Here is a 15,749-nt window from a genome sequence, read left to right as displayed (position 1 = left end):
TAATATATTCTATTTGATTTTTGGGAGGTATATAAATGAAAAAGATAGGATTCATTGGTGTAGGTGTAATGGGAAAATCTATGGTAAGAAATCTAGTTAAGAATGGATTTGATGTATCAATTTATACACGCACAAAAAGTAAGGTATTAGATTTAATAGAAGAAGGTATAACTTGGTGTAATGATGTTAAAAGTTGTGCTAAAGATAAGGATGTAGTAATAACTATTGTGGGATATCCAAAGGATGTAGAGGAAGTTTACTTTAGAGAAGATGGAATAATAGAAAATACAAAAGAAGGAACATATTTAATAGATATGACAACAACAAGTCCAAAGTTATCTATTAGGATTTATGATGAAGCAAAGAAAAGAAATATTTTCGCCTTAGATGCACCAGTTTCAGGAGGAGATGTTGGAGCTAAAAATGCTACGTTATCAGTTATGGTTGGTGGAGACAGAGATGCTTTTGAAGAATGTTTAGATGTTTTTAAAAGTCTTGGAACTAACATAATATACGAAGGTGAAGCTGGAAGTGGACAACATACCAAAATGGCAAATCAAATAGCATTAGGTGGTGCTATAGCTGGAGTATGCGAAGCTATAACATATTCCAAAAAGGTTGGACTAGATGTAGATAAAATGTTAGATAGTATTAGTAAAGGTGCTGCTGGAAGCTGGCAAATGAGTAATATGGCACCAAGAATGCTTAAAGGAGATTTTGATCCAGGATTCTTTATAAAACATTATATAAAGGATATGAAAATTGCAGATGATGAAGCAAAGGATGTTAACTTAGAGTTAGATATACTGGAAGATGTGTTAAAAATGTATGAAAAGCTTCAAGATGAAGGCATGGGGGATTTAGGAACACAAGCATTAATAAAATATTATGAAAATAAATAAAAATTATATATTTCAGATTAAAAAATGACAAAGCAAAAATTAATTGTTTCAAAATATAAGTCCAAGTATAAATTAATTGTATCTTGTAGAATATAAATTTTAACTATAAATATATGAATAATATAAGTGACTTAAGAGAAAAACTAGGTATATATAAATTAGTAAAATATTATATTTAGAAGGAGATTTTATACTATGGAAGTTATTAAAAAACACTTATTAGATGGGACTTTAGAGCAATTTGGTGGAGATGTTGTACCTAAGATACCAGTTTTTGCAGGTAATGATATAACATCAGAAGTATACTACTTTAAGCCTAATCAAATATTAAGATCTCATAGACATCCTAAGGGTGAGCAGATTTTTGTATTCTTAAAGGGTGAAGGAAAAATGTTAGTTGGTGATAAATCACATAATGTAGATCCAGGTGCTGTTGTTTTTGTAAAAACAGGTGAATGGCATGAAATAATAAATGGAACTACTGAGGAAATGGTTGCAGTTCAAGTAACAAAGGTCGATGCAGGCGCAGAATATAGATAAAAGTAATTAATACAATAGTTTGGAATATAAATTTAAGGAGGGTAAAAATACCCTCCTTAAATATTGAGAAAGTTTTTTAATATGTAATAGATATTTAATAATAATAGTATTGATTGTATAGATAGAGAGTGCTAAATTGAGGATATAATTAGAAATGAATACTATGCTTTAAATATTATTTTTATTAAGTATAGTATATACAGTAAATGGAGGTATTGAGTTATGGGAAAATTAGAAAATAAAGTTGCATTAGTTACATCATCTACAAAGGGTATAGGATTAGCATCTGCTGCTGCTTTAGCAGAAGAAGGAGCTTTAGTGTATATTGCAGCTAGATCAGAGAAGCTTGCAAATGAAGTTATTGCAAATATAACTAAGAGAGGTTATAAAGCAAAGTTTGTACATTTTAATGCAAGAGAAGTAGATACGTATACTACTATGATAGATACAGTTATAAATAATGAAGGAAGATTAGATATATTAGTAAATAATTATGGTGGTACTAACGTTAAGTTTGATAAGAATCTTGTAGATGGGGATACAGAGGAATTCTTTAAAATATTGCAAGATAATGTACAAAGCGTATATTTACCATGTAAGGCAGCTGTTCCACATATGATTAAAAATGGTGGAGGAAGTATAATCAATATATCATCAATAGGTTCTGTAGTTCCAGATCTATCTAGAATGGCTTATTGTGTATCAAAAGCTGCTATAAATTCATTAACACAAAATATAGCAACACAATATGCTAAGCAAAATGTAAGGTGTAATGCTATATTGCCAGGCCTTATTGGAACTAAAGCTGCTTTAGAAAATATGACTGAGGAGTTTAGAGCTTCATTTGTAAGACATGTACCGCTTAATAGAGTGGGTAAACCAGATGATATAGCTAAGGCAGTTGTATTCTTTGCTAGTGATGATTCATCATTTATAACAGGAGATCTTATGGGGATCGCAGGAGGTTTTGGAATGCCAACACCTCAATACGCTGAATTTATGGGAAAATAAAAAAATATTATAATGTGAAATAAGGTATTAATAGAGAGTCTATTAATACCTTATTTTAAAATTATATTTGACAATATCACTAATTAGTGATAAATTTTAATCATGGATAATAAATTTGTAAGAGATAAAGAAACAAGGTTAAGTTTAGCAAGTTTAATTGCACTAAGTAGGGCTGATCAAAAGGTAGATAAATTATCATATGAAACTATAAGACCTTCTGGATTAACTGCATCACAATTTGCAGTTTTAGAAGTTCTATATAGCAAAGGAGACCTTAAGATATGCCAAATAATAGACAGTATACTTACTACATCAGGTAATATAACTGTTATAATTAAAAATCTAGAAAAGGAAGGTTTTGTTAAAAAACTAAAAGATCCTGAAGATAGTAGAGCAGTTTTAATAAGTCTAACAGAGAAAGGTAGAGAGATAATAGAGAGTATTCTTCCAAAGCACTTTGAAAACATAAAGAATATATTTAGTGTATTAGATGAAGAAGAGAAGGAACAATTAATAAAGACATTAAGTAAGATTAGAAAACTATAAATTTTTTTATACATTTATCACTAATTAGTGATAAATATAATTATAGAAGGAGAGATTATTATGATTAGGCATTTAGAGAATAAAAATATGGGGAAAAGTAATTTAGGATGGCTTAAAAGTTCATTTCACTTTTCTTTTGCAGAATATTTTAATATAGATAATATGCATTTTGGACCACTTAGAGTATTAAATGATGACCTAATAGAAGCTGGAAAAGGTTTTGATACACATCCACATGAAAATATGGAGATTGTAACTTATATAGTATCAGGAGAATTAACTCATGGAGATAGTATGGGGAATAAGAGAACTCTATCAAGAGGTAATATGCAATATATGAGTGCTGGAACAGGAGTTTATCACAGTGAACATAATTTATCAGATGAGATGTTAAGACTGCTTCAAATATGGATAATTCCAGATAAGCAAGGATTAAAACCACAGTATGGAGATTTTGAATTTAATTTTGATGATAGAAAAAATAAGTTTTTACACATGGTATCATCTATGGAAGGTAAGGCTGCTATAAAAATAAATCAAGATGTTAATATGTATACTTTATTTTTAGAAGAAGGAAAAGAGATAGAATTTAAAGTTGAAGCTGGAAGACAAGTATATCTTGTACAAATAGAAGGAAATTCTATAATAAATAATATTAAAGTGAATGAAAAAGATGCTATGGAAATCATTGAAGAAGATATATCTATAAAATCAAAGACAGATTCACATTTTATATTAATTGAAATGAGAAAGTAATATATGAACTTGTTAGGACCTAGACTTAAGTCTAGGTCCTGTTTTAAAAGATTATTTCTCTAAAAATTTAATTGAATTATAAAAAATATGATATAATTTTGAATGTATATTTGATTATAATAAATATTATTTATTTGAACTTATAATTTTATAAACTTAGGAGGAATATCATGGATGTAATGACGGCAGTAGCCATAAGTGTAGGTGTATTGTCTGGTGTTTGGGCTTTTGTTAGTGATGCTTTGGGGCTTATAACATGGGTTGGATTTATAGGATTTACAAGTTATTTTGCATCAGGTGGCAAATTTGTAGGACTTAAAAAATCTATTTTTGCAAATATTTCAGGTGTAGTTTGGGCAATGTGCATAATACTTGGATCAAGTTATCTTGAAGGTTCAATTTGGTCATATATACTTACAGGATTTTTTTCATTTGTAATGTGTATTCAAGCAAAGACAAGACCTTTAGAATTTATACCAGGGGCGTTTTTAGGTGCTTGTAGTACTTTTGGAACTGGAGGTAATTGGAGTGCGGTTATAATATCATTAATTCTTGGAAGTGTTTTTGGACGTATATCAGATATTTTGGGATTACTTTTTTATGGAAAATTCGGTAAGAAGGACAAGTGATTATAGGAATATTTTTATGTATATAAAATATAGCAAATATAGATACAGTAAATATAGCAAGTATGTACATTGACATTAATATTAAAACTATGTTAACATAAATCAAAGATTGACAAAATAATATAAAATTAGAGTAGTTTTGACATAGAAATACTCTAAAATAATAAAAGATAGGTTCGAGTATATAGTTAAGATATATACATCGATTAAAAGGGAAGTAATGGGTGAGAATCCCACACGGTCCCGCCGCTGTAATAGAGTAGTTTTCTAAATTTTATGCCACTATGTAATTATGGGAAGGCTTTTTAGAAAATGATGATACTTAAGTCAGAAGACCTGCCTATCTTTGAAGTATCTCTACGGAGTATAGAGAGAGGTCATTTTTTATACTAAGTATTTTTTATTTGTATACTATGACTCTTTAACTATGAGTAGTTAAAGAGTTTTTTTAATTAAAATAAATATAAAAGCTTAAGGTATGGAAGGAAGAGATCAAATGAAGAATAAGGGATTAAAAAAGCTAATAGTAATACTTATGGCTTTAACTTTAACAATGTCATTAGTGGCTTGTGGAGGAAGCAATAAGAAGGAGGAGGCAAAGGGGAATAGTAGTACCTCAGAAGATAAAAGTAATGGAGATTCACATTATCCAGTAACGATAACAACATATGACTTTGCAGGAAATGAAATAAAAGAAACTTTTGATAAAGCACCAGAGAGAGTTGTAACTACAAATCAAACAGCTACTGAACTTATGCTTGATTTAGGATTAGGTGATAAATTAGTTGGAACTTGTTATCTTGATAATCCAATATTAGGTAGATTAAAAGATCAGTATAGTAAAGTAAAGGTTTTATCAGACAAATACCCTACAAAAGAGCAAGTTTTATCACTTAAACCAGATTTAATATTTGGATGGAAGAGTGTATTTGCACCTAAAGAACTAGGAGATGTTAAGGAATGGCAGGATAGAGGAGTTAATACTCTTGTTCAAAGAAATACAGTAAAAACTGTTGGAAACTTTACTGTAGATAATCTATATAAAGATATAAATGATATAGGATTAATATTCAATATTCAAGATAAGACAAATGAGTATGTAAAGAATTTAAAAGATAGATTAAAAACTATAGAGGATAAAACATCTAAATTAAAGGATAAAAAGAAAGTTTTAATACTAGAAGAGAGTAAAGAAGGACAATTTAGAGTATATGGAAAAAATGATTTAGTTAGCGATATGGTAGAAAAAGCTGGAGCAGTTAATATTGAAGATAAGTCAGGAACTATTAGTACAGAAGGAATAGTAGCAGCAAATCCAGATGCTATTATATACATCCATTCTGGAGATGGAAAAGAGAGTAACAGTAAAGAGCTTGCAAAAGTATTTACTGATAATAAAGCACTTAAAAATGTAACTGCAGTTAAAGATAATAACATAGTTGTAACAGGTCTTGCAGAAACATGGGCAGGTGGAGTAAGAGTAGTTGATGCTATAGAACAATACTCTAAAGAATTATATCCTGAACTTTACAAATAGATGAGTGAGAGATGGTTTAAAGTGAATTTGTTTAAAAAGAATTTTGTAATATTAATAGGCTTAGTTTTTTTGCTTTTAGTAACTATAATATTATCAGTCTCTATTGGATCTGTTAAAATACCTGCTGGAGATGTTTATACAATAATCACGCATAAAGTTTTAGGCATTCATGGTTTAGAAAGTGGTGTAGATTCATCTTTGATTGATATTGTATGGCAGATAAGATTACCAAGAGTATTACTTGGTGTAATTGTTGGTATGGGACTTGCATTATGTGGAGTTGTTATGCAAGGAACTGTTCAAAATCCATTGGCAGATCCATATATACTTGGAATATCATCAGGGGGAACACTTGGTGCTACATTTGCTATGCTTATGGCTTCAAGCGTGACAACTATATCAAGTAACTATTTTTCAGTAGCATTTTCTGCATTTTTGGGAGCTTTGATTGCATCAATTATGGTATTTAGGCTTTCAAGTATAGGTGGAAGGATTACCCCAGTTAAGCTGATTTTATCTGGAATAGTAGTTAATCTTATATGTACAGCATTTTCTAGTCTAATGATATATATGACTAATGATAATGGAGCGGTACGTATAGCTACAGAATGGACTATGGGAAGTTTAACAGGTGCTAAGTGGGAAAATCTTTTAATACCATTCTTAGTAGTAGCTCTTGGTACATTATTTTTTATAACTCAATTTAGAGTAATGAATACAATGCTTTTAGGAGATGAAGCTTCTATAACACTTGGAATAGACCTTCATAAGTATAGAAAGATTTATCTTGTTGTAGTGTCTATTATTACAGGTGTCTTAGTTGCTAGTTGTGGTATTATTGGATTTATTGGACTTGTGATACCACATATTACAAGAAGCTTAGTTGGAACTAATCATAAGATAAATTTACCTGTAGCTATGCTAATTGGGGCAATATTTTTAGTATGGGCTGATGTTTTGGCTAGAATTATATTAAAGAATATGGAGATGCCTATAGGGATAATAACAGCTATAATAGGTGCACCATTCTTTATGTATATAATGATAAAACGTACTTATACTTTTGGAGAGAGGTAGTCTTTATGAAGTTAAATACAGAAAATTTAAATGTAGAATTAGGTGGAAGGGATATAGTTAAAGATGTATCCATTAATATAGAAAAAGGATATTTTGTTGGGATTATAGGGCCTAATGGAAGTGGTAAGTCAACTTTATTAAAGACTATTTATAGAATATATAAACCGAAATCAGGAGCTATGTATCTTAATGGTGAAGACTTATCAAAAATATCTCCTAAAAATGTAGCAAAAGAACTTGGAGTGTTAGGGCAATTTAATAATATATCCTTTGATATAAAGGTTAAAGATATAGTACTTATGGGAAGGACACCTCATAAGAATTTTTTAGAGGGAGATTCATCTGAGGACTATAAAATTGTTAAAGATTCATTAGAAAAGGTAAATATGTTAGAATATTATGAAAGAAGTTTTTCTAATCTATCAGGAGGAGAGAAGCAAAGGGTTCTTTTAGCACGTGTACTTGCTCAAAAGGTGGACTTACTTATATTAGATGAACCTACTAACCATTTAGATATAAAGCATCAACTTCAGATATTGAATGTTGTAAAATCATTAGGCATTACAGTTATTGTAGCACTTCATGATTTGAATTTAGCTACAGCTTATTGTGATAAATTATATGTTATGCATGATGGGGAAGTCGTTAGTAATGGAGAGCCTAGTAAGGTTTTAACACCGAAACTGATAAAAGAAGTATATGAAGTAGATGCAGTAATACATAAAGATAGTAACCCAATGTATATAACTTTCAAAATAAATTAAGTAAAGGGATGATAATATGGCTATAGCAATAATGGCCTGCAGAAAGCTTATGAGCAAATGTTCTGGAACTGGGTGTTTTAAGGCATACAATAATTCTAGAGATGCATTTGAAGTATATGGAGATAATAAAGAAGAGTTAAGTAGCTTTTTTTATTGTTCAGGATGCTGTGATACGGTGACAAGAGATGAGAATTGGAAACATAAAATAGCTCAGCTTAGAAAGAATAATGTAAAAACTATTCATATATCAAAATGTATAAGTGTTGAGTGTAATGATTATGATAGACATGAAAATATATTAAAAAAAGAAGGCTTTAATGTTATTCACGGAAGCCATAAATAAAAATAAAAGTGCTAATGGACACCATTAGCACTTTTATTTTATATAATACGTGGAAAGTTATATATATTTAAAACTAAATTTAGTTTTCTTCATTAGCTGTTTTCTTTATCTTTAAAGTTAAAGATAATAATATTAATGCAATGAAAGCACCAATTATTATAAATATAAATGCGCCATTCCATCCGAATGTATCTGCTATAAATCCAATAACTAAGTCAGCCATAAGTTCACCTAAAAGGTATGCACAAAGACCTGATAATCCAACAGCAGCACCGACAGCAAAGCTTGGTACTATATCTATTAAGCTCATACCAATTAGTAATTGAGGTCCATATATAAAGCAACCTATTATAGCAACAGATATCATTGTTACCATGTAACTTGAAGTTGTCCAATATGCTACTACAGCAAATATAACACCTATCATACATAATATACTTAAAGGAGCACGCTTACCTTTAAATAATACGTCTGAAAGCCATCCAAGTAGTATTGATGCTGGAATAGCGGCATATTCAAATAAGAACATTGCCCAGTTAGAATCAGCAACAGAGAAGTTTTTTGCTTCTTGAAGATATATTGGAATCCAGTTAACTACACCTTGTCTAATTAAATAAACAAATATATTAGCTAGGCATAAATACCAAACATACTTATTTGTTAATACGTATTTAATTACTATTTCTTTTGTAGTTAAATTAATAGGTTCTTTTACTTCAATTTCAGGATAATCATTTCTATATTCTTCAATAGGAGGTAAGCCTACTGATTCAGGAGTATCAGCTCCAACAAAGAATACGAATATAGCAATAATAATACAAATTGCAGCAGGAACAAAGAATATACTTTGGAAATTATTAGCCCCAAATATAAATAATGATAAAGTAGCTAAAGGAGCTATAAGTCCACCACCTACATTATGTGATGTATTCCATATTCCCATTTTAAGTCCTCTTTCATTTTGAGAGAACCATTTACCTATTATTATTGAACATGGGGGAGCACCCATAGCTTGGAATAATCCATTAATAATCATAAGGATTAAGAATAACCAAACTGCGCTTGTGAATCCCATGAATATACTAACTATTGATGATGCTAAAAGACCAAAACCAAGAAAATATTTAACATTTGATCTATCTGCTAAGCTACCTAAAACAAATTTACCAAGACCATAAGCAACGGCAAGTCCAGTACTTATTAATCCTATATCTGTTTTGGAAAAATCGTAATTATTAATTAAAAATGGTGATGCTATTGCAAAGTTTTTTCTTACTAGATAATAACCCGCATATCCAACAAACATCATAAGGAACATACGAATACGGTAAGCTTTGTAAGCTGAAGGTATTCTTTCTTTTGGCAACCTAGGTATAGCAGGTGCCGTTTTAAAAAAATTAAACATTTATAAGTCCTCCTTAGAAAAACATCAATATAAATTGATTACGTTTTCTGTATTTGATTACATTACTATAATAAAATAAGAAATAAACAATAAAATCTCTTAAATGTTTCATAAATGTAACATTTAAGAGATTTTTGAAAATAATATGTATTTTTATTTATCCAGACTATTATTAAAAATATTTATTATGGTATCCTTTTCCATAGCAGCCTTTTTAAAATCATAATTTTGATATATGTTTGAAGTAATATCGTTATACTTTTTAGTAGATACTGCATTAGAGTAAAGAGAAAGGTTACTTGAAACATCATCTGAAAGTATAAAATCTATGAAATCTTCAGCTACTTCTTTATTATTATAATTATTAAGTTCAGCTACTGCGTCTACATTCCAACAAGTATTTTTAGGTGTAATGCTTATAAGGTTAGGATCTGATTTTTTAACAATAAGTTGGTCACCTAAAAAATCTACAGTAACTGCATATTCACCAGATGATACTCTTTGAATAGAATTAAACCCACTAACGGTATATGATGAAACATTATTTGTAAGTTTTTCTAAGAAATTTTTATAATTATCTATACCTAGTTGTTGATATAAAGATGCAAGAAGTGTATATCCTGTACCAGAAGTCTCCGGATTAGGTAGTATTATTTTACCTTTATATTCATCTTGAAGTAAATCTTCAAACTTAGTTGGAAGGTGTATACCTTTAGATGCAAAATCTCTATCCCAAACGGCTTTATTTATTCCTATAGCTAATGTGTCAACTTGAAACCCAGTCCAATAACCGTCAGGATCTTTGTATTTTGATAATATTCCTTTTGCGTTTGGAGATTTATATTTAGCTAATGCACCCTTTGACTTTAATAGTTCATAAGCATCACAGGTACCACCTATAAATATATCACCATTAGGTTTATTTTTCTCAGATAATATTCTTTTTACAGCTTCTTCTGTAGGAAGCTTTATATATTCATATGTACATCCTGTCTCTTTTTTAAACTTTTCTAGAAGCGATTTTGCTTCTTCTTCACGGAGTGCAATATAAACAGTTAAGTGTTTACCTTTAAGGTTAGGATATGATTTTGTATTCTTTTTTGGGGAAAAGTATAAAAATGATAATATAAAAATAAGTAACGAAATAACAATTAAAAAGATCTTTTTATTTAAAATATTTTTCATCTAAATCCCCTTTTACATAAATATTTTTACCATTTTCATCACCTAAATATTGAATAACTAAATAATGATTATATACAGTAATATAGATTGTATTATTAGCACTAGAATTATTACTACCGTTTATAAATATCTTAAATACTTCTTTTGGAGATTCTTTTAGATTTATATTTAAAAAATCTTTATTATCCTCCATAATCTTAAATTTTTTTAGTTTAGATATAAGCTTTTTACTTTCACTTTTAGTTAGTTCATGTGATGTATTTGAGTTTTCATAAACAATTTTTGAATCATTATGATCAATTATAGATATAATGTTTGGGTAGGTATAAAAGCAGCTGAATAATGTATTTCTTAAAGTATTAATATAATATGAGCTAAATGTATAAGTCTTATTTTCAAATGTTAAAGAGTTATCTACAGTAAAGTCTTCTGCAGATCCATTTGAATAAAAGATAGTACCAGATAATGTATCAACATTATCATTTATTAATTTATTTTTTTGTTTAGAATCAGAATTAGTTATAGCAGAAAAATATTGCAAAATATCACTCATAATTAAATTATTATCAAGAGTAACCTTGCCTAAATATTCATTTTTAATAATGATCTTAGTTGGCACTTTAATAGAGAAAGACTTTTTACTTGATTTAAAATCATCAATGACTTTTAAGTTATTATATACAATTTTAGTAGAGTAGAAATAGAAAATCAAAATTATGACTACAAATAAAAGATATAGAGTAATTATATTTTTAAAATTTTTCTTCATATAAAGTCCTTTCATAATGATATAAATCAATCAAATTTCTTTTGCTTATATAATGTTATTGTTGCAATAGTGCCTTCATCTAATGTGCTTTTAATATTAAATGATCCATTTTGAGTGGATAATATATTCTTACAAATATTAAGTCCAAAGCCATTGCCTTTTGTGCTTTTAATATTTGATACATCAAATCCAATACCATCATCTGAAATAAATATTTCTATCCTATCATCATATACTTTTGATGTGATTTCTATGTTTTCACAACCACTATATTTAATAGCATTATCGATTATGTTTATAAAAACTTGCTTTGTTTTGTCATAATCTCCATATACAAATATGTTTTCATAGTTTTTAATTATGCTTATATGATAATTATTAAGTTTAATATGAAGGATATTTAAGCACTCATCAATCAAGTCTTTAAGATTTATATAAGTCGCTTCTATAGCAAAGTTTTCTTTATTTGCTTTAGATAATATTAATATTTCTTCAACTAAAGTTAAAAGTCTACGACCCTCTTTTTCTATTAGTGCAGAGCTTTCTAAAACCTTATTATTATCATCTAATTTAGGGATTATTTCAGAAAATCCGATAATTGCAGTTAAAGGTGTCTTAAGTTCATGTGATATATTATCAAAGAACTTTTTCTGTTTGGTTTTTGCGGCCTCAAGTTCCTTTATATATTTTTCTATTTCTTCACTCATAACATTAAATGTATTCGCTAAGTCTTCAATTTCATCACCACTAGTTATGTGAACCTTTTCTCCAAAGTTTCCTTTAGCGATTTTTTTTGATTGTTCTTTTAATGTTATGAGTGGATTAACTAATTCTTTAGAAAACGAGTATATTAATATGATACCGATACCAAGTGAAGCTATACTTACCAGTAACATTATTATAAGTGTATTATTTAATATAGTTACAGAAGATGAGTTTTGAAGTATTAACCTTAAAACCCCACAATAAGTATTTTTATAAAATATAGGAGTAGATAAAAATATATATGGAACGCCATCAATTTTTTTTATAATATAAGATTGAGAACCATCAAGTGCTTTATCAATATCCTTATTATAGAGACTTATTTGGTTTTTATCAGAGTCATAGGTTATTTGACCAGAATTACTTATTGTTTGAACTCTTATATTAAATTTACTACTTAAGTTAGTGGCTATAAATGGAGAAATAGATTTAAAAGCTTCCTCCTTGTTAGGATTATTATTAGATTCTAATAAATTTTCAACATATCCACACATAGTAGTATTTTCTTTTAATAGATATTCAAGAGAATTATCTAATAAGTTTTTAGATAAAGTATTAAATGTAATTATGTATATAAAAATAATAATAGGTGCTAATATTGCAATATTGGTTAGTATAATTTTCTGTTTAAGAGATAGATTCGTCTGAAACATCTAATTTATACCCTGCTTTATATAATGTTTTTATGTAATGCTGGCAATTACCCAATTTTTTTCTAAGTCTTTGAACTAATATATCTACTGCACGAGTTGTACCTTCAAAATCATATCCCCAAACTTTATTTAAAAGCTCTTCTCTACTAAAAACTCGCCCTTTATTTTCACAAAGATAGCTTAAAACCTCGAACTCTTTAAAGGTTAAATCTATATATTTAGAATCAATTAAGACTTTTCTTTCGTCAAGCAATATATGTATTTTACCAACAGATATTGAGTTTTTAATTTCTTTAGAATTTTTAGTTATTCTTTTTGAAATAACCTTAACTCGTAATAATAGTTCAGTACTATTAAATGGTTTTGTTATATAATCCTCAGCACCTAACTGCAATCCTAGTAATTTATCATTGATATCGTTTTTAGCTGTAAGCATAATAATAGGAATATCAGCTATTAATTTAATTTTATTTATAAGTTTAAATCCGCTGATATCAGGGAGCATTGCATCTAAGATTATGATATCAGGTCTTTCTTTTATAGTAAGATCTAATGCCTCGACACCACAAGTTGCGGTAGTAACAGTATATTTTTGAAGTTCTAAATTCATTTTTATAAGTTGTAATATGCTAATCTCATCATCAACCACTAAAATATTCAATTTTTTTCTCCTTTAATTTAAATAGATAATAAATTTACAGTATTAATTATACAAAAATCGAGCTATTTTTACAATTAACATAGAGGTTTCATATTTTAAAAGGATATCTAAATATAAGGAATATGCAATAAAAATGAGCAATTTGGGTAAAATAAAACAAAATTATTAATAAAATGTAACTAATTTGATATAATGTAACCTATATGTAATAAAAATTGTTTTTTATGTAAATTTAATCTAAAAAAATATACTTATAATAAAAATAGTATATTAAAAAACATATTGATAAAGGGGATATAATATAATAATGTGTGGATTTTTACAAGTTTTTAAAAAAGAACTAAGTATAGAGGATATTGAAATATGTAGAGAAAGTGCTGAGATCATAAGGCATAGGGGGCCAAATGATACAAAGGAAATTAGACACGGTAATGCGTTCTTTGTATTTAACAGACTCAGTATAATAGATTTAGAAAATGGAGTTCAACCTTTTAATTACAATGATAAATATACTATAGTTTTTAATGGAGAAATATATAATTATAAAGAGCTCAGGAATGAATTAATGCAGGTAGGATACAGCTTTAAGACAAATTCTGAAATAGAAGTTATTGCTACATTATATGATAAGTTAGGTAAGAAATTAGTAAATAAACTTAGAGGTATGTTTGCTATTGTTATATATGATAGAGAAAAGGAAAAGGTTATTGGAATTAGAGATAATTTTGGAATAAAGCCATTATATTATATGAAAAAAGATAATGGATTATATTTTTCTTCAGAGCTTAAAGCACTTAAAAATATTTTTGATAACTTAACATATAGAAGTGAGGTTTTAGGAGAGTATGCAACATTCCAATACATACCTTCAAATCAAAGTATATTTAAAGAAGTCAAAATACTTCCAGCAGGTCATTTGGTAGAAAAAAATCTATGCGGTGATGAAAGGGTGGAGAGATATTTTGATGTAACATTTAATGAAAAGCATCATAATAAAGAAGAACTAAAGAAGAATATAAAGTCAGTTATTAGAGAATCAGTTGCTAAGCATTTAGAAAGTGATGTGCCTGTTGCGACATTTTTATCAAGTGGAATAGATTCATCAATTGTTACTAAACTTGCAAGTGAGATAAATCCTAATATAGTATCATATACTATTGGATTTGATATTAATGGATATGATGAAACAGAACATGCAAAGAGATTTGCAGATGAAATAGGAATAAAAAATATAGGAATAAAACTAAATTATAAGGATTATATAAGAGAGCTCCCGAAGATAGTTTATCATATGGATAGTCCAATAGGAGATCCATCAATAATTCCGCTATATCATATTTGTAAGGCTGTAAGTAAAGACTATAAAGTAATACTTTCAGGGGAAGGGGCAGATGAGTTCTTTGGTGGATATAATATATATACAGAAGATGAATCATTAAAGATGTTTAATTATATACCAAAAGGAATGAAGAACATATTGAAAATGGTTGCTTCTGCAGTGCCGGATAATACTAAAGGAAAGAGCTTTATAATTAGAGGATCAACACCGTTAGAAAAAAGATATGTTGGAAATGCAAATATATTTAATGTTAATGAAAAAAGTAAAGTAATTAGAAATTATAATAAATTAAAAAATGATTTGAAAATTACAGAGGATCTATTTAAGGATGTTAAATCATATGATAATGTAGTTAAAAGGCAGTATATTGATATAAATACATGGCTTGTTGGAGATATACTTACTAAAGCAGATAGAATGTCTATGGCAAACTCTTTAGAAGTAAGAGTTCCTTTTGTTGATAAAGAAGTATTTAGTTTAGCATCAACTCTTAAAAAAGAGAATAAGATACAAGGATTTACAACGAAATATGCATTGAGAGAAGCTTTTAAAGATGAGCTTCCAGAATATCTTTATACTAGAAGAAAGCTAGGATATCCTGTTCCTATGAGAGTGTGGCTTAAAGATGAGCTTTATGATTGGGCTTTTAATTTAATAGAGTCAAACCCAGTAAAAGACATTAATAAAGATGAAGTGTTAAATATGCTAAAGAAACATAAGGAAGGAAAAGGGGACTATAGTAGAAAAGTATGGAGTATGATAGTTTATATAATTTGGTATAAGTTATATATAGATAAAAGTCTAGATAAAGATGATGTTTTTGAAATTTCTTAAATATTTCTAAAATGATAAAAGTATTAAGAAAGT

At 28.2% G+C, this 15,749-nt stretch carries 16 protein-coding genes and 1 riboswitch; of the genes, 11 read left to right on the top strand and 5 right to left on the bottom strand.

Annotation, left to right across the window (positions count from 1 at the left end):
• Positions 1 to 35 precede the first annotated feature (35 nt).
• The 10 genes from K5V21_RS14985 (at position 36) to K5V21_RS14940 (ending at position 8,105) form a co-directional block, all read left to right on the top strand.
• A complete protein-coding gene (locus tag K5V21_RS14985; RefSeq protein ID WP_221861971.1) occupies positions 36 to 902 on the top strand; it encodes an NAD(P)-dependent oxidoreductase in 867 nt (288 codons plus the stop codon).
• A gap of 195 nt (positions 903 to 1,097) precedes the next feature.
• Positions 1,098 to 1,442, top strand: a complete 345-nt coding sequence (locus K5V21_RS14980; RefSeq protein WP_221861969.1) for a cupin domain-containing protein — start codon at positions 1,098 to 1,100, stop codon at positions 1,440 to 1,442.
• Positions 1,443 to 1,664: 222 nt separating this feature from the next.
• A complete protein-coding gene (gene hdhA / locus K5V21_RS14975; protein ID WP_221861968.1) occupies positions 1,665 to 2,453 on the top strand; it encodes a 7alpha-hydroxysteroid dehydrogenase in 789 nt (262 codons plus the stop codon).
• 102 nt (positions 2,454 to 2,555) lie between these two features.
• The gene (locus K5V21_RS14970) at positions 2,556 to 2,999 is read left to right on the top strand and encodes a MarR family winged helix-turn-helix transcriptional regulator (RefSeq protein ID WP_221861967.1); all 444 of its coding nucleotides are present in this window, start codon (positions 2,556 to 2,558) and stop codon (positions 2,997 to 2,999) included.
• A 60-nt stretch (positions 3,000 to 3,059) separates the two neighbouring features.
• Positions 3,060 to 3,755: a pirin family protein gene (locus K5V21_RS14965; protein WP_221861966.1), complete on the top strand. Its 696-nt coding sequence runs from the start codon at positions 3,060 to 3,062 to the stop codon at positions 3,753 to 3,755.
• A gap of 170 nt (positions 3,756 to 3,925) precedes the next feature.
• Positions 3,926 to 4,384 carry a DUF1097 domain-containing protein gene (locus tag K5V21_RS14960; RefSeq protein ID WP_221861965.1) on the top strand — a complete coding sequence of 153 codons (459 nt, stop codon included), beginning with the start codon at positions 3,926 to 3,928 and terminating at the stop codon, positions 4,382 to 4,384.
• Between the two features lie 155 nt (positions 4,385 to 4,539).
• Positions 4,540 to 4,742, top strand: a riboswitch (cobalamin riboswitch).
• Positions 4,743 to 4,880: 138 nt separating this feature from the next.
• Positions 4,881 to 5,921 carry an ABC transporter substrate-binding protein gene (locus K5V21_RS14955; protein ID WP_221861964.1) on the top strand — a complete coding sequence of 347 codons (1,041 nt, stop codon included), beginning with the start codon at positions 4,881 to 4,883 and terminating at the stop codon, positions 5,919 to 5,921.
• A gap of 21 nt (positions 5,922 to 5,942) precedes the next feature.
• A complete protein-coding gene (locus K5V21_RS14950; RefSeq protein ID WP_307495309.1) occupies positions 5,943 to 6,998 on the top strand; it encodes a FecCD family ABC transporter permease in 1,056 nt (351 codons plus the stop codon).
• Positions 6,999 to 7,003: 5 nt separating this feature from the next.
• Positions 7,004 to 7,762, top strand: coding sequence for an ABC transporter ATP-binding protein (locus K5V21_RS14945; RefSeq protein ID WP_221861962.1), 759 nt, complete (start codon positions 7,004 to 7,006; stop codon positions 7,760 to 7,762).
• Between the two features lie 16 nt (positions 7,763 to 7,778).
• A complete protein-coding gene (locus K5V21_RS14940; RefSeq protein ID WP_221861961.1) occupies positions 7,779 to 8,105 on the top strand; it encodes a CGGC domain-containing protein in 327 nt (108 codons plus the stop codon).
• A gap of 79 nt (positions 8,106 to 8,184) precedes the next feature.
• On the opposite strand, the gene pgtP is transcribed toward K5V21_RS14940, so the two are convergent.
• The 5 genes from pgtP to K5V21_RS14915 all read right to left on the bottom strand — a co-directional run bounded on the left by pgtP (position 8,185) and on the right by K5V21_RS14915 (position 13,543).
• Positions 8,185 to 9,510, bottom strand: a complete 1,326-nt coding sequence (gene pgtP / locus K5V21_RS14935; protein ID WP_221861960.1) for an MFS transporter — start codon at positions 9,508 to 9,510, stop codon at positions 8,185 to 8,187.
• A gap of 153 nt (positions 9,511 to 9,663) precedes the next feature.
• The gene (locus K5V21_RS14930; RefSeq protein WP_221861959.1) at positions 9,664 to 10,695 is read right to left on the bottom strand and encodes an ABC transporter substrate-binding protein; all 1,032 of its coding nucleotides are present in this window, start codon (positions 10,693 to 10,695) and stop codon (positions 9,664 to 9,666) included.
• On the bottom strand, positions 10,676 to 11,464 hold the full coding sequence (locus K5V21_RS14925; protein WP_221861958.1) for a DUF3919 family protein: 789 nt from the start codon (positions 11,462 to 11,464) through the stop codon (positions 10,676 to 10,678). Before K5V21_RS14925 ends, K5V21_RS14930 begins: the two co-directional genes overlap by 20 nt.
• A gap of 26 nt (positions 11,465 to 11,490) precedes the next feature.
• Positions 11,491 to 12,882 carry a sensor histidine kinase gene (locus K5V21_RS14920; RefSeq protein ID WP_204593982.1) on the bottom strand — a complete coding sequence of 464 codons (1,392 nt, stop codon included), beginning with the start codon at positions 12,880 to 12,882 and terminating at the stop codon, positions 11,491 to 11,493.
• On the bottom strand, positions 12,857 to 13,543 hold the full coding sequence (locus tag K5V21_RS14915; RefSeq protein ID WP_204593981.1) for a response regulator transcription factor: 687 nt from the start codon (positions 13,541 to 13,543) through the stop codon (positions 12,857 to 12,859). Before K5V21_RS14915 ends, K5V21_RS14920 begins: the two co-directional genes overlap by 26 nt.
• A gap of 307 nt (positions 13,544 to 13,850) precedes the next feature.
• Here K5V21_RS14915 and asnB point away from each other — a divergent pair, with 307 nt between their 5' ends.
• The gene (asnB, locus tag K5V21_RS14910) at positions 13,851 to 15,716 is read left to right on the top strand and encodes an asparagine synthase (glutamine-hydrolyzing) (RefSeq protein ID WP_221861957.1); all 1,866 of its coding nucleotides are present in this window, start codon (positions 13,851 to 13,853) and stop codon (positions 15,714 to 15,716) included.
• Positions 15,717 to 15,749: the final 33 nt, after the last annotated feature.

The organism is Clostridium sardiniense (assembly GCF_019753795.1).
In the GTDB taxonomy this organism is placed as follows: domain Bacteria; phylum Bacillota; class Clostridia; order Clostridiales; family Clostridiaceae; genus Clostridium; species Clostridium sardiniense.
The sequence above is the reverse complement of the archived record's forward strand: the minus strand, read 5'-3'. Positions and strand labels throughout refer to the sequence as shown.

What these genes read in the sequence shown, in the direction of transcription:
- K5V21_RS14985 (WP_221861971.1), top strand. Translation starts at nt 36, where the DNA reads ATGAAAAAGATAGGATTCATTGGTGTAGGTGTAATGGGAAAATCTATG.
- K5V21_RS14980 (WP_221861969.1), top strand. Translation starts at nt 1,098, where the DNA reads ATGGAAGTTATTAAAAAACACTTATTAGATGGGACTTTAGAGCAATTT.
- hdhA (WP_221861968.1), top strand. Translation starts at nt 1,665, where the DNA reads ATGGGAAAATTAGAAAATAAAGTTGCATTAGTTACATCATCTACAAAG.
- K5V21_RS14970 (WP_221861967.1), top strand. Translation starts at nt 2,556, where the DNA reads ATGGATAATAAATTTGTAAGAGATAAAGAAACAAGGTTAAGTTTAGCA.
- K5V21_RS14965 (WP_221861966.1), top strand. Translation starts at nt 3,060, where the DNA reads ATGATTAGGCATTTAGAGAATAAAAATATGGGGAAAAGTAATTTAGGA.
- K5V21_RS14960 (WP_221861965.1), top strand. Translation starts at nt 3,926, where the DNA reads ATGGATGTAATGACGGCAGTAGCCATAAGTGTAGGTGTATTGTCTGGT.
- K5V21_RS14955 (WP_221861964.1), top strand. Translation starts at nt 4,881, where the DNA reads ATGAAGAATAAGGGATTAAAAAAGCTAATAGTAATACTTATGGCTTTA.
- K5V21_RS14945 (WP_221861962.1), top strand. Translation starts at nt 7,004, where the DNA reads ATGAAGTTAAATACAGAAAATTTAAATGTAGAATTAGGTGGAAGGGAT.
- K5V21_RS14940 (WP_221861961.1), top strand. Translation starts at nt 7,779, where the DNA reads ATGGCTATAGCAATAATGGCCTGCAGAAAGCTTATGAGCAAATGTTCT.
- pgtP (WP_221861960.1), bottom strand. Translation starts at nt 9,510, where the DNA reads ATGTTTAATTTTTTTAAAACGGCACCTGCTATACCTAGGTTGCCAAAA.
- K5V21_RS14930 (WP_221861959.1), bottom strand. Translation starts at nt 10,695, where the DNA reads ATGAAAAATATTTTAAATAAAAAGATCTTTTTAATTGTTATTTCGTTA.
- K5V21_RS14925 (WP_221861958.1), bottom strand. Translation starts at nt 11,464, where the DNA reads ATGAAGAAAAATTTTAAAAATATAATTACTCTATATCTTTTATTTGTA.
- K5V21_RS14920 (WP_204593982.1), bottom strand. Translation starts at nt 12,882, where the DNA reads ATGTTTCAGACGAATCTATCTCTTAAACAGAAAATTATACTAACCAAT.
- asnB (WP_221861957.1), top strand. Translation starts at nt 13,851, where the DNA reads ATGTGTGGATTTTTACAAGTTTTTAAAAAAGAACTAAGTATAGAGGAT.